Here is a 14,590-nt window from a genome sequence, read left to right as displayed (position 1 = left end):
GACTAAAACTTATTAGGTTTTAGTCCATTTTTTTTATGAATTTTGATCTTTTTATCTTGCCTCTATATCTGAAGCACTCATATCTCTGACGCAAACATATTTACCGTTTCTTTTTTCAAATAAACTAAGATAATTTCCGGTATTAATAACAGTTTTACTAACGGAATCTGTTACGGTAAAAGAACCGCTTTCTACTACCTGATTTCCATCATTTGAAACAAAAACTTCATTCGTTTTAAAAGAAATTTTATTAGAATTTGTTCCTAAATCAGCCATCAGGAACTCACCAATCGCCTTCTTACCCACCAAAGGTTTTCTGTTTTGGTAATAACTTATAGCATCATCAGCATAGTATCCAATTTCTTTAGCTTCACCAGAATTGTAAGTTGCCGCAAATTCATCTTCTTTTGCCTGGATTTCCTTTTTTACCTGTTCTTTATCAACTACTACGACAGGTTTTTCGTCCTCCTTCTTAGTATTACAGGCTAACATTGAAATCAGCACACTTCCTAATAATAATCCATTTAAAATCTTGTTTTTCATATGATAAAAAATTAAAGTATTACAACTTAAAAGTACTATAAAAATCTCAATATCAGATCTTTTATCTTAAAAATATTAAACTAAATCCATAAAATACGGATGGATGAATAAATCTTATGCTAAAGAATAAAACATACCATTACCTCATTCTGCCTAATAAGGAATATAAATATTAAAGGTCGCGCCCTGCATAGGCTCGCCCACAGCATTTATATGACCATTGTGGTTTTCTACAATTTTCTTAACTATTGCCAGTCCAATTCCGGTTCCTTCGTACACATCCCTGCCGTGCAATTTCTGAAAAACACCAAAAATTTTCTCGCTATGCTGCGCTTCAAATCCAATTCCGTTATCTTCAAAACTAATGTGACAATAATTTACAGCTGTTGACAGGTTTTCAATTTGTAAATCAAGTCCATTCACCAAACGGCTTTTTATTGTAATTTCTAATGGTGTTTCTGTTTTTGCAAATTTGATAGCATTATGAATCAGGTTTTCCATTAATTGCACAAACTGAAAAGGAATCACTTTAGCCGTATCATGAAAATCCGTTGTAATCATAGCTCCTTTTTCGTGTAGATTTTCATGCAGTGCCTCTTTTACATCTTTAATAATGGTATTCAGATCAACTGTTTCATACCTTCTGTCCACCAGAGTGGCTCTCGAAAAAGTAAGCAGACTGTTAATCAGCTCTCGCATTCTGTTGCAGGCGTATAAAATCCGATCAAATTTCGTTTTACCATCATCCGATAAATTAGCATATTCATTAGACATAATAAGATTGGCAAAAGTCTGAATTTTACGCAGCGGCTCCTGCAAATCATGGCTTGATATGTAGGTAAACGCATCAAGTTCCATGTTCTTCTTTTTCAGTTCATCAGCATGTTTTTCAATTGCTGCGTATTGAGAAGCAAGTTCTTTATTAGCTTTTAAAATCATTTCGTTCAGGGCGTGGGTTTCTTCTTCCTTCTTTCTTAATTCCTGGTTTTTTCGGAACAATTCAGTGAAAACCATCACTTTTGCCTGCAATATTTCCGGAGACAATGGCTTGATCATATAGTCAACAGCGCCAGACTGATATCCTTTGAAAATGTATTCATTGGTGTTCATATTGGCTGTTAAAAAGATGATGGGAACGTGTTTTAGTTTTTCACTTTGCCGAATCATTTCAGCCGTTTCAAAACCATCCATCAAAGGCATTTGTACATCCATTAGGATAATAGCAAAATCCTGGTTTTTCAGCAGGATCCGCAACGCATCTTTCCCTGATGTTGCTTCAACAAACTGGTAACCACGATCAGCCAGGATAACCTGCAACGAAAGCAGGTTTTCCTTTTTGTCATCGACTATTAAGATTTTAATTGCGTCTCCCATTCTTATTTTGAAATGAATATGAAATTATTATTTAAGCCACACACGCATTAGCGAAGACAATTGTTCCACGTTTACAGGTTTCGTCATATAATCTGAAGCCCCTGATTCTATACAACGCTGTCTATCGCCTTTCATTGCTTTTGCTGTTACGGCAATAATGGTAAGATCTTTGTGTCTGGCATCTTTACGAATGCGTTTCATGGTTTCGTAACCGTCCATTTCCGGCATCATAATATCCATCAAAACAATATCTATATCTTTACTCTCATTGAGAAGATCAATTGCTTCCTGACCGCTTTCGGCGCTGATTACGTCCAATCCATATCGTTCTAAAGCGGTAGTCAAGGCAAAAAGATTACGCACATCATCATCAACCAATAATACTTTTTTGCCCGGCAGCACATCTTCTCTTAAGTAAAAAGATTCGATGATTTCTTTCATTTCATCTGGTAGTTCTTTATGAACACGATGCATAAACAAAGCGGTCTGATCGATCAATTCTTCCATCGAACCGGCACTTTTCGTAATGATACTATGCGCAAATCGATTCAGTCTTGAGCGCTGTTTTTTATTGACATCTGCCGCTGAATGTATAATAATGGCAGTTTCCTGTCCGGCAATATTATTCTCCAGATCGGTAATAATATCGAGTCCGTCTGCATCTGGTAAAACCAAATCTAAGATAATACAATCAAATGATTTTTCCTGAATCAATTTAACTGCTTCAGCTGCTGTTGTTGCACTCGAAATTCTAATATCATCACCATCAACTGCATTTACAATTCTGCTCAGTTCCTGTTCATTGTCATCTACAACCAACAGATTTTTGATCTTCTTATTTTTGAAATCGTGAATATCATTAAAAAGATACGACAGCGAATCGTTCTTAACCGGTTTCAGGAAAAAGTTTCTGGCACCGCGTTTAAGGCCTTTGTTTCGCTCATCTTCACCAGAAATAATATAAACCGGAATGTGTCGTAAATTGAAATCGGTTTTCAGGCGATCGAGAATTTTCCAGCCACTGGTATCCGGCATATTCAAATCCATGGTAATCGCATGCGGATGAAACTGATTTATAAAATCAACCACATCATTCCCTTTTGTGGTTACAATCGCTTTAATTCCGTTAATATGCGCTTGCTCGAGCATAATCTTGGCAAAGGTCAGATTATCTTCTGCAATCAATAAGATTTTATCACCGGGTTTAATATCGGTTCTGTCATCCCCTATTTCATCTACAAAGAACAAATCAATATCAGAGCGGTTAAACTTCTCTGAAGGCAATGATTTGATACGGCCTTTAAGATCTATTTCTTCTTCTACATCAATATCTATAATTTCAGAAATATCAACGTATTGCAGAGGCAGAAACAGCGTAAATTTACTTCCAACATTCATTTCACTTTCCAGTTCAATACTTCCACCCAATAAATCTGAAAGTCCACGGCTGATGGATAATCCCAAACCTGTTCCCCCATATTTACGGCTCGTTGAACCTTCGGCCTGTTGGAAAGCTTCAAATATGATATTTTGCTTTTCTTTGGAAATTCCAATTCCGCTATCCGAAATTTCAAAAGCCACAACTGCTTCTGCTTTATCCAGACTAAGATTTGCCATTTTCCAATTGTTATTGGCTTTGTATATTTTTAATTGTACTTCTCCTTTTTCGGTAAACTTGAATGAATTCGACAGCAGGTTTTTCAAAATTTGATTTAATCGCTGTGAATCGGTTTCGATCAATTCCGGAAGTTCGTCATCCATACTGATTTTAAAACGAAGATGTTTGGCTTCTGCAATAGGATTAAAAGTGGATTCCACAAATCGGCTGATTTCATCAAAACTAATTGGATTGTAATCCACAGAAATATAACCGGATTCAATTTTCGAAAGATCCAGAATATCATTAATTAACTGAATTAAATCGTCTCCACAAGAGTTGATCGTTTTGGCAAACTGAATCTGTTTTTCTGAAAGATTTCCATCTCTGTTGGCGATTAATTCGTTGGCTAAAATCTGCAAACTGTTAAGCGGTGTTCTGAGCTCATGCGACATATTGGCCAGGAACTCCGATTTGTATTTGGAAGTTAAAGTCAGCTGATCTGCTTTTTCTTCCAAAGCTTTTCTGGCCACCTCAACTTCTTGATTTTTGAGCTCTACTTCTTCTTTTTGATTGGCTAATAAGAAGGCTTTTTCTTCCAGTTCTTCGTTGGTATTTTTCAGTACTTCCTGTTGGCTTTTTAGCTCGCTTGCCAACGATTGTGATTGTACCAAAAGTTCTTCTGTTCTGGAGTTCGATTCGATTGTATTTAGTACAATTCCAATACTTTCCGTAAGTCCTTCTAAGAAATCTAAGTGTGTCTGACTGAAAGTATCAAGCGAAGCCAATTCAATAACAGCTTTAAGTTGTCCTTCAAATAAAACCGGTAAAATAATTACATCCTGAGGCTTGGCAGAACCCAGACCCGAATTGATTCTGATATAATCTTTTGGAACATTGCTCAGAATAATTCTTTCTTTCTCTATCGCCACCTGACCAATAAGACCTTCTCCCATAGCGTATTGCGTTGGAGAATTCTTTCTTTTGATATAGGCATAAGACGCAATTAGGTTCAGTTTTGAGTCCTCAAAATTCTCATCTTCCTGCAAAATATAGAAGAGTCCGTGTTGGGCGGTTACAACGGTTGCCAATTCAGAAAGGATTTTTTTGGTAACCGAATTCAGTTCTTTTTGCCCCTGAAGCATTTGGGTAAACTTAGCCAAATTCGATTTCAGCCAGTCTTGTTCCTGATTTCGTAAGGTTGTTGCTTTCAGGTTTGAAATCATTTGGTTGATGGTATCCTTAAGCGCCTCTACTTCACCTTTTGCTTCAACACCAATCGTTCGCGTTAAATCCCCTTGTGTAACTGCAGAAGCCACCTCAGAAATCGCACGTACCTGCGTGGTCAAATTCGCTGCCAGCTGATTTACGTTTTCGGTCAAGTTTTTCCATGTTCCGGAAGCTCCCGGTACATTGGCCTGACCTCCCAGTTTTCCTTCTGCTCCTACCTCACGCGCTACGGTTGTTACCTGATCGGAGAAGGTTGCCAGCGTATCAATCATTTCGTTGATCGTATCGGTTAATTGCGCCACCTCACCTTTGGCATCAATAGATAGTTTTTGTTTCAGATTTCCTTTTGCTACGGAGGTTACCACTTTTGCAATTCCACGTACCTGCGACGTTAAGTTGGATGCCATCAGGTTAACCGAATCTGTTAAATCTTTCCAGGTTCCCGCAACCCCTTTTACTTCTGATTGTCCTCCTAATTTTCCTTCCGTACCCACTTCACGCGCCACACGGGTTACCTCAGATGAAAACGAATTCAACTGCTCCACCATCGTGTTGAAGGTATTCTTCAAATCCAGAATCTCCCCTTTTACGTCAACGGTAATTTGTTTGGAAAGGTCACCATTAGCTACGGCTTTGGTTACATCGGCAATGTTACGCACCTGACCTGTCAAGTTAGAGGCCATCTGATTCACTGAATCCGTTAAATCTTTCCAGGTTCCCGCAACTCCCGGTACGAACGCTTGTCCTCCCAGTTTTCCTTCTGTTCCTACCTCTCTGGATACACGTGTTACCTCCGAAGCAAAACTTCGAAGCTGATCCACCATCGTATTTACGGTTTCTTTTAATTGAAGAATTTCTCCACGAACGTCGGCCGTAATTTTTTTAGACATATCTCCGTTGGCCACGGCAATTGTAACCTCGGCAATATTACGTACCTGAGTGGTTAAGTTACCCGCCATCTGATTCACCGAATCGGTCAAATCCTTCCAGGTTCCGGCAACTCCCGGTACATTGGCCTGACCTCCCAGTTTTCCTTCCGTTCCTACCTCACGGGCCACACGGGTTACCTCGGATGCGAACTCACGAAGCTGGTCCACCATCGTATTCAGGGTTTCCTTTAATTGCAGAATCTCCCCACGAACGTCAACGGTAATTTTTCGGGACATATCCCCGTTGGCCACGGCAATCGCCACATCGGCAATGTTACGTACCTGAGCGGTAAGGTTTCCTGCCATTTGATTCACCGAATCCGTTAAATCTTTCCAGGTTCCGGCAACACCGGGCACATTCGCCTGACCTCCCAGTTTTCCTTCGGTACCTACCTCTCTTGATACACGGGTTACCTCCGAAGCAAAGCCTCGAAGCTGATCCACCATGGTATTAATTGTATTTTTAAGCTCTAAGATTTCTCCTTTTACGTCAACGGTAATCTGGAGTGATAAATCGCCTTTTGCTACCGCTGTGGTTACCTCAGCAATATTACGTACCTGACCTGTTAAATTCGATGCCATCTGATTTACCGAATCCGTCAAATCTTTCCAGGTTCCACCAACACCTTCCACCTGCGCCTGACCTCCCAGTTTTCCTTCGGTACCCACCTCACGCGCCACACGGGTTACCTCAGAGGCGAATGAATTCAGCTGGCCCACCATGGTATTAATAGTGTTTTTAAGCTCCAGGATCTCTCCTTTTGTATCTACGGTAATCTGGCGTGATAAATCTCCTTTTGCTACCGCTGTGGTTACCTCAGCAATGTTACGCACCTGACCCGTTAAGTTGGATGCCATCTGATTTACGGAGTCTGTTAAATCTTTCCAGGTTCCTCCAACTCCTTTTACTTTCGCCTGACCTCCCAGTTTTCCTTCTGTTCCTACCTCAAGTGCCACACGCGTAACCTCAGAAGAGAAAGAGTTCAGCTGATCCACCATCGTATTAATGGTTTTTTTCAACTCCAGAATTTCCCCTTCAGCTACAGCCGTAATTTTTTTGGATAAATCTCCATTCGCCACCGCAGTGGTTACCTCGGCAATATTACGCACCTGACCCGTTAAGTTCGAGGCCATCTGATTCACCGAATCGGTTAAATCTTTCCAGGTTCCACCAACCCCTTTTACTTTGGCCTGACCTCCCAGTTTACCTTCTGAACCTACCTCACGTGCCACACGGGTTACCTCGGCACCAAAGGAGTTCAGCTGATCCACCATGGTATTAATTGTATTTTTAAGTTCGAGGATTTCTCCCGCAACGTTTACTGTAATTTTTTTGGACAAATCGCCTTTTGCCACCGCTGTTGTTACCTCGGCAATGTTTCTTACCTGACCTGTTAAATTTGATGCCATCTGGTTTACCGAATCGGTCAAATCTTTCCAAACACCACCAACTCCTCTTACTTTTGCCTGACCTCCCAGTTTTCCTTCAGAACCAACCTCTACCGCCACACGCGTAACCTCAGAAGAAAAGGAATTCAGCTGATCCACCATCGTATTAATGGTGTTCTTCAACTCCAAAATTTCTCCTTTTACGTCTACTGTAATTTTTTTAGAAAGATCTCCTTTTGCCACAGCCGTTGTTACATCGGCAATATTACGCACCTGACCGGTTAAGTTAGAAGCCATTTGATTTACGGAGTCCGTTAAATCTTTCCAGGTTCCTCCAACTCCTTTTACCTGTGCCTGACCACCCAGTTTTCCTTCGGTTCCTACCTCTCTCGCCACACGGGTTACCTCAGATGAAAACGAGTTCAGCTGATCCACCATCGTATTGATGGTGTTCTTCAACTCCAGAATTTCTCCTTTTACGTCAACGGTTATCTTTTTAGATAAATCTCCTTTTGCTACAGCCGTTGTTACATCGGCAATATTACGTACCTGACCCGTTAAGTTACTTGCCATTTTATTTACCGAGTCGGTCAAATCTTTCCAAACACCACCAACACCTCTCACTTTTGCCTGACCTCCCAGTTTACCTTCTGTACCTACCTCACGTGCCACACGGGTAACCTCCATCGAAAACAGATTCAGCTGTTTTACCATTCCGTTTACCTCTTTTGCAATTCTGAGGAATTCTCCCTGCAATGGATTTCCTTCAATAGAAAGCGGCATTTCCTGAGATAAATTTCCTTTTGCCACCGAGGTGATTACGTGTGCAATTTCAATCGTTGGATGCACCAGATCTGAAATCAGCGTATTTACCGAATCAACGCAGGAACTCCACGAACCTCTCGCACCGTCAAGTGCAACGCGATTGGTCAGTTTTCCTTGCTTACCAATGCTTTTTCCAACCTTTTGAAACTCAAAAACCATACGTTCATTCAGGTCGATGATTTCATTCAAAGTATCGCAGATTGATCTTTTTATCCCATTCTGATCCGTTGGGAAACGCTGAGTGAAATTACCGTTTTTGACTTTCAGCAAAATCTTTAAAAACTCTGCATCAGTCAAAATAGATTCTTCTGAATCTTCCTTTTTCCCTCTCGCCTGCGAAGGTTTATCTCCTGAAATAATCGGGAATTCAAGGATGTCCTGAACTTCTTCAATATTAATTTCGTTTGTTTTTTTCATATTCCCAATTCTTTATCGAATGATTAAAAAAATCTGATACTTTATATTTTAGCTTACCTGATGATGATCTCAGGTTTTAAATTTCGTCAAACAATATTTTCCTTAAATGAAATTGCACAAACGCGTCCATAGAATCTGATCGTTTGGTGTTATCATTATAATTAAGCGGTTTTATGATATAACCTGCTATTCCTAATTTTTCTGCTTCTGAACGATCCATTTCCTCCGAAGAGGTTGTCATGATAAACACTTTTAAATCTTGTAGCTTTTTATCTTCCCGCAATACTTTAAGAAATTCTATTCCGTTCATTCTTGGCATGTTAATATCCAGTAGAATCACATCGGGAATTAATGCTAATTCCGGCTCTCTCAGGATTTTTAAGGCTTCAATTCCGTTATAAGCCGTGTGAAGTACATATTCACTTTCTAATTTCTTTAAAGACCGTTCTACACTAATCACATCCAGTTCATCATCTTCAATTAATAAAATCGTTGGCTTTTTCATACGCTTAATTATTTCTCCATGTAAAAATAAATTCGGCACCTTCGCCCAATTTTGATTTAACTATAATACTTTCCTGCTGATCATCAATTATTTTCTTTACGATTGCCAGTCCCACCCCAGTGCTTTCCTGCTCATTTTGCTCGCGTAATGTCTGAAAAATTTCGAATATTTTTTCGTGATATTCAACTGCAATTCCAATTCCGTTGTCTTTAACAGAAAATTCATGAACGCCCCCAAATGTTTCGCAGCTTATCTGAATCACTCCGTCTTCTTGTGGTGTATATTTTACGGCATTACTAATCAAATTGGCAAATACCTGTTCAAGTTTGATTCTTTCGGTAAATAAACTGGGAAGATTCCCTATTTCAAGTTTAAAATTTCTCGGAACAACAGAAGCTGCAATTTCACGTACCAGAGCATTTGTATCTATATTTTCTGAAGGCGCTTTCAGGTTCAGACGGGCATAATCCAGTAAACCATTAATAAGTGCTTCCATGCGTCTTGTTTTTTGCGGAATAATGCTGAGATATCTTTTAATCTCTGGCGATAGTTCCTTTTCATGATCCTCTTCAATCCAGCTCACAACGTTGTGAATTCCACGGATTGGTGCTTTGAGATCATGCGAAACCGCGTACGCAAATTTGTTGAGCTCAGCGTTTCTGTTTTTAAGTTCATGAATATTTTTATCCAGCTTACCAGACATTCTGTTAAGCGATTTTGACAAAGCAGTCAGCTCATCGTTTCTGGTATCTTTCACCATTGTAAAATTCCCTTTTGAAATATTTTCCGCAAGACGAACCATAGCGGTAATCCTTTTATTGGTGATATACATAATAAACACTGTACTTAAAAATCCTACTATAACGGTGAGTGTCAGAAATATAAAAGAAAAAGTATGTGCGTATTTTAGCGAAGTCAGTAACATCTCCGTATGGTGTTTTCTCCGTTTATATTCGATTTTATCAAATCGCGTGAACTTCCCGGTAATAGCGTCATTTATATTTTTACCGACATGTCGTTTTAGCGAAGTATTAAAAAGATTCATATAAGAAGACGGATATTCTTTTCGACTCTTTATCAACTCTTTTGAGTATCGAACCCAATCGCTATGAAGCGTACTGATAGAATCTAATATTGCCCGTTGCTCATTCTTAGTTCCAATACGAATTTCCTGTTCTTTTATGAGTAAAGGCACTTTTTTTAATCCGATAAAATAAGAATCTAAAAATGTATAATCTTCTGTCAGCAGAAAACCGCGAAAAGCACTCTGCATTTCGATAATCGATTTGTGGGTTTTATTAGAATTGCGAATAATCTCCTCAGATCTGGCCAGAAACTGCGAGTTCAATTGCACTTTTTTCGATAGCAAATAATTGGTATAAGAGTCCGCAACGGACAACAAAATTACCAAAGTAAAAGCCACAAAAATTTGAGTAGATAATTTCATTTAATTACAATTAAAAGGCCATATCACACTATACAACAATCGTTTACTCAATAAAATTAAGAAAAATAATAAACTATTCCCTAAATATTTTGCAAGTGCCGTTGGTATTGATGAACCTTCCACGGCTACAAGCAATGATAAACCTGCCAGCATTTAAACTGAAAAAGTATATTGACTTAAAATTCTCTTTAAGTCGTTAAAATTGTTTGGTTTGGATATAAAATCATCGGCCCCATGCGCTATAGCTTCACGAATGATATCATCCAGTTGCGAGGTCGAAAAGATAATAATCGGAATTTCTTTTAATCCTTCTTCCTTTTTTATTTCAGTTAAGAATTCAAGACCGGACATAAGGGGCATGTTTAAATCCAGAAAAATAACATCGGGAGAAATTTCCCCTTGCATTAATTTTCGCAATGCTTCTACCGGATCATGAATTGCGCTATAGGTGGCCATAGAGACTGATTCCAGCGCTTCCATGAATAACTCACAATCATCTGAATCATCATCAATTTGTAGTATATTGCTATAAGTCCTATGCTTATTAGGCACTTCTGGTGTGTAAAGTTCTTTCAATAATTCTTTCTTTTAAATTAAAAATAGACTCCATGTTTCGCTTTAAATTTTATTCAATATGACCTACAAATATGGAAGTATTAATTTTTATGGTTTTACATAATTTCAGATTAATGTTATATGGTTTCAATCTTAAATTAGATTTTGTACGAGCGCTTTTGCTTTTGCTTAAACACATTGGAATTATAGGTGAAAAATTATATAATTATTACTACCCATTCTCGAAAAGTTTAATCTCAACATTATAATGAAAGATAAGACTAAAATAGGAGCCTTGTTTTTGAAGCAAGTTTTGTTGGTCTCTCCAATTTAAAAAAGTAATCATAATCTTATGATTCAATAAAAAAACAGTCCAAAAATTACTTTATTATCCATAAAAAGATTTAAATTTACTAGGAGACATATTTGATGAAAAATTCAAACACAAATAGCCCACCTATGAAGTATAAAAATATTTTGCAAATTGATGACGATTCAGATGATTGTGAATTCTTTCAGCAGGCACTGGAGGCGGTCTCAACAGCGGCATATATGGCACTTCATAATCCTATTGAAGCACTTCAAAAATTGGCAGATAACGAAATCAAACCTGATTTGATATTCCTTGATATTAATATGCCTTTGATGAGCGGGATCGAGCTTTTGGCAGAAATAAAAAAGAGAGAGACAATCAAAAATATTCCTGTTATTATATTTTCTACGGCCCCGGTATCAGGGAGTCTGGCGAAATTACTGGATGCTAAAGATTATATTACAAAACCAAGTAATTTTAATGAACTTAAAAATATTCTAAAAGACATTTTATAATGTTTTTTTGAAGAAAAAATTTCCTGTTGATTACGACAAAAACTTTTTTAAAAGCCATACTTTATCGGCTTTTTACTTTTAATTGACTTCCCTGCTGTTTACTAAGTTACATAGCACAATCTCAACTTGAGACTCCTTCCTTATTTTCTTTGTACGAGATGTTTTGTCTCATCGCATCTATTCAAATCAAAACACTGATAATTATACAATTACAAATTAGAATCTTGTAAACAAAAGTCGTTTTTCAAATCTAAATTTGGTTTATAAAATTAGAACTAGTAATAATTAAAAACCAATAGAGATGAACACTTTAAATCAAACTACCGAATCGTCAGTCAAAGAACCACTGGATGAAAGCACAAGTTATGTTGATCAGTACGAAAACATTCCGTTAGACGATGACCATCCGGAGAAAGAAACTATAGTAAACGAAGATGATGCTATTACAAATGATGAGGAGGATTTGGATCAGGAATTCTTAGATGCCCTACAACAAGATGAGGAAGAAGAAGAAATCTATGATGATCAAAATAATCTGGACAAAAATCAAAATAACCTGGATAAAGGCGATCCTGATGCTAACGATGATAGAAATCTTGGCGTAGATGATCTCTACAAAAACAATGACTCATACAATGATGATATGGCAGACAATGACCTTAATGATTTTGAAGGCGATCATCTCAATAATCCTGATCTTGATAGAGAAGAGCAAAATATTCGAAATCGAGAACAAGAAAAAAAAGGCATTGAAACAGATTATTCAAATGCGAATACTTAATAGCAATTGCTGTGTTTCATCTATTTTCAGGAATAAAGAACATTAGATGAAATACATTGCTTTTTATACTCCAAAAACACCAATTATGGATTTTTACCTAATTATTCAAATCATAATAGTATCAATTGCCGCGACAACAAGTATGACCTTATTTAGTTATGCAGTATCAGCTCAATACAGAGAATTATACAAAGAACCTTTATTGCTGACTTATTTGATGCGTAACTTAAAAATCAACCTCTCCATGACTTCCAAAAACACATTGAGCTGGCTGATCCATTATGGTATTGGAGTCGTCTTTGTAACTATTTATCATTATTTTTGGGCACATAATATAATACAATTAACTTTTTTACATGGGCTTTTATTAGGTGTTGCCAGTGGAATTACAGGTATCGTCAGCTGGATGATACTTTTTAAAATTTCCCACTATCAGCCTCCAATTGATTATAAAGGTTACTACATACAATTGTTTATCGCCCATATTATTTTTGCCCTTATTGCAACTGCAGTTTACGCCATTTCCTTAACCGTTATTTTGCTAACCGATACTTATTTTGCACCAAAGTAAACAAAATTCAAAAAAGGAAAATCTCTTATACTAATTGGCGAAACAAAAAATGGCACCTCTATAGCGCCATTTTAAATTCTATTTTATTTATATTTTATTTCTTGTCAATTTTATAAAGTCGACCCTGATCTGTGATTGCATATAAGGCTCCGTCATTACCTTGTGTAATATCTCTAAAACGTTGGCCTTCTCCTTCTAAAAGTCTTTCTTCGCCAATCACTTTATTGTTTTCAATGGCAAGGCGAACAATGTGCATACCGCTTAAAGCTCCAATGAAAAGGTTATTTTGCCACTCCGGAACACGATTACCTGTGTAGAAAGTCATTCCGCTTGGTGAGACCACCGGGTCCCAATAATAAACCGGTTGTTCCATACCGTCTTGTTTCTGAATCCCCGCTCCTACTTTTTCTCCGCTATATTCAATTCCGTATGTAATAACAGGCCATCCATAATTTGCTCCTGCTTTCAGGCGATTAATTTCATCACCTCCTCTTGGTCCATGTTCAGCCAACCATATTTCGTTGGTCACCGGATTAAGGGCCAGTCCTTGTGGGTTTCGGTGCCCAATCGAATACAATTCCGGCAAAGCACCGGCTCCTGTAAAGGTTGGATTACCTGACGCAGCCTGTCCGTTTTTTGTTATTCTTACTACTTTTCCCAATGCAGCTGTTACAGATTGCGCTAATGGTCTTGTTTGTAATACAGAACGTTCTCCTGTGCTAACAACCAAATTTCCGGTTTGATCAAAAAGGATACGTCCACCATAATGCAGATTACTAGGATTTGCTGGATTAGCACGATAAATTACGATCGCGCCTTCTATCGTTTTTTCATCTGCCGATAATTTCCCTTTGGCTACTGAAGTCTGATTTCCGCCTGATGATGCTTCTGAAAAAACCCAGTAAATCATTCGGTTGGAAGAAAATTCAGGATCAAGACACAAGCCTAACAATCCTCCCTGACCGTCAGGATTCACCGTTGGAATTCCCGTTATTGGACTGCTTACCTCTCCTGCGACAGTAACAATACGCATTGTTCCCGCTTTTTGAGTAACCAATAATCTTCCATCAGGAAGACTTTTTACTCCCCACGGACTAGTCAAGGATGAAGTTATGACTTTTCCTTCGTAGCCGGTATTGGTTTGTAAACCACCAATTCGCGTTTGTCCTGCAAAGGCCGGACTATACGTGGTGTTAGCCGGATTGTTTTCAACAGGGTTTGTAGGTGTTCCGGGATCTGGATTTACAACAGGATCTTTATCATTTGAGCAGCCACAAGCAATAAGCAAGGCACTCAAGAAAATAGTAATATAGTTACGGTGTAGCATAGATATGTAGGTTAAGGATTAATAATCAATTAATTGAATGCCAGTTATTTGCATCAAATATCCAAAATCTGAAACGAATAACTTTATATAATTAATCGTAAATTTTATACAATTTATTGTAAATCAGGTTAAAATATATTTTTCGAATTTATTTGAATAGCAATATTAAACGTTGCTTCTTTTTTAAAAACTTATTATTTAGATAACAAACACTTTCAATAATAGTCTTAACTTTTAGTTTTTATTCTGAAATAGACTTGGCAGACGTGAGG

General features: G+C 37.8%; 10 protein-coding genes. 3 read left to right on the top strand and 7 right to left on the bottom strand.

The window, feature by feature from the left end:
* Positions 1-51: 51 nt before the first annotated feature.
* The 6 genes from Q7C23_RS08985 to Q7C23_RS08960 form a co-directional block, all read right to left on the bottom strand.
* Positions 52-543: a YybH family protein gene (locus Q7C23_RS08985; protein WP_375032200.1), complete on the bottom strand. Its 492-nt coding sequence runs from the start codon at positions 541-543 to the stop codon at positions 52-54.
* Between the two features lie 153 nt (positions 544-696).
* The gene (locus Q7C23_RS08980; protein WP_375032199.1) at positions 697-1,917 is read right to left on the bottom strand and encodes a response regulator; all 1,221 of its coding nucleotides are present in this window, start codon (positions 1,915-1,917) and stop codon (positions 697-699) included.
* A 27-nt stretch (positions 1,918-1,944) separates the two neighbouring features.
* Entirely contained in the window at positions 1,945-8,304 is a 6,360-nt protein-coding gene (locus Q7C23_RS08975; protein ID WP_375032198.1) for a HAMP domain-containing protein, read from the bottom strand.
* 76 nt (positions 8,305-8,380) lie between these two features.
* Positions 8,381-8,809, bottom strand: coding sequence for a response regulator (locus Q7C23_RS08970; protein WP_375032197.1), 429 nt, complete (start codon positions 8,807-8,809; stop codon positions 8,381-8,383).
* Between the two features lie 4 nt (positions 8,810-8,813).
* On the bottom strand, positions 8,814-10,256 hold the full coding sequence (locus Q7C23_RS08965; protein ID WP_375032196.1) for an ATP-binding protein: 1,443 nt from the start codon (positions 10,254-10,256) through the stop codon (positions 8,814-8,816).
* Between the two features lie 153 nt (positions 10,257-10,409).
* Positions 10,410-10,832: a response regulator gene (locus Q7C23_RS08960; protein WP_375032195.1), complete on the bottom strand. Its 423-nt coding sequence runs from the start codon at positions 10,830-10,832 to the stop codon at positions 10,410-10,412.
* 438 nt (positions 10,833-11,270) lie between these two features.
* Here Q7C23_RS08960 and Q7C23_RS08955 point away from each other — a divergent pair, with 438 nt between their 5' ends.
* The 3 genes from Q7C23_RS08955 to Q7C23_RS08945 all read left to right on the top strand — a co-directional run bounded on the left by Q7C23_RS08955 (position 11,271) and on the right by Q7C23_RS08945 (position 12,991).
* Positions 11,271-11,639 carry a response regulator gene (locus Q7C23_RS08955; protein ID WP_375032194.1) on the top strand — a complete coding sequence of 123 codons (369 nt, stop codon included), beginning with the start codon at positions 11,271-11,273 and terminating at the stop codon, positions 11,637-11,639.
* Positions 11,640-11,940: 301 nt separating this feature from the next.
* Entirely contained in the window at positions 11,941-12,420 is a 480-nt protein-coding gene (locus Q7C23_RS08950; RefSeq protein ID WP_375032193.1) for a hypothetical protein, read from the top strand.
* Positions 12,421-12,466: 46 nt separating this feature from the next.
* Positions 12,467-12,991: a hypothetical protein gene (locus Q7C23_RS08945; protein WP_375032192.1), complete on the top strand. Its 525-nt coding sequence runs from the start codon at positions 12,467-12,469 to the stop codon at positions 12,989-12,991.
* Positions 12,992-13,085: 94 nt separating this feature from the next.
* On the opposite strand, the gene Q7C23_RS08940 is transcribed toward Q7C23_RS08945, so the two are convergent.
* A complete protein-coding gene (locus Q7C23_RS08940; protein WP_375032191.1) occupies positions 13,086-14,318 on the bottom strand; it encodes a PQQ-dependent sugar dehydrogenase in 1,233 nt (410 codons plus the stop codon).
* Positions 14,319-14,590: the final 272 nt, after the last annotated feature.

The organism is Flavobacterium sp. LAR06, assembly GCF_041946075.1.
Taxonomy (GTDB): domain Bacteria; phylum Bacteroidota; class Bacteroidia; order Flavobacteriales; family Flavobacteriaceae; genus Flavobacterium.
The sequence above is the reverse complement of the archived record's forward strand: the minus strand, read 5'-3'. Positions and strand labels throughout refer to the sequence as shown.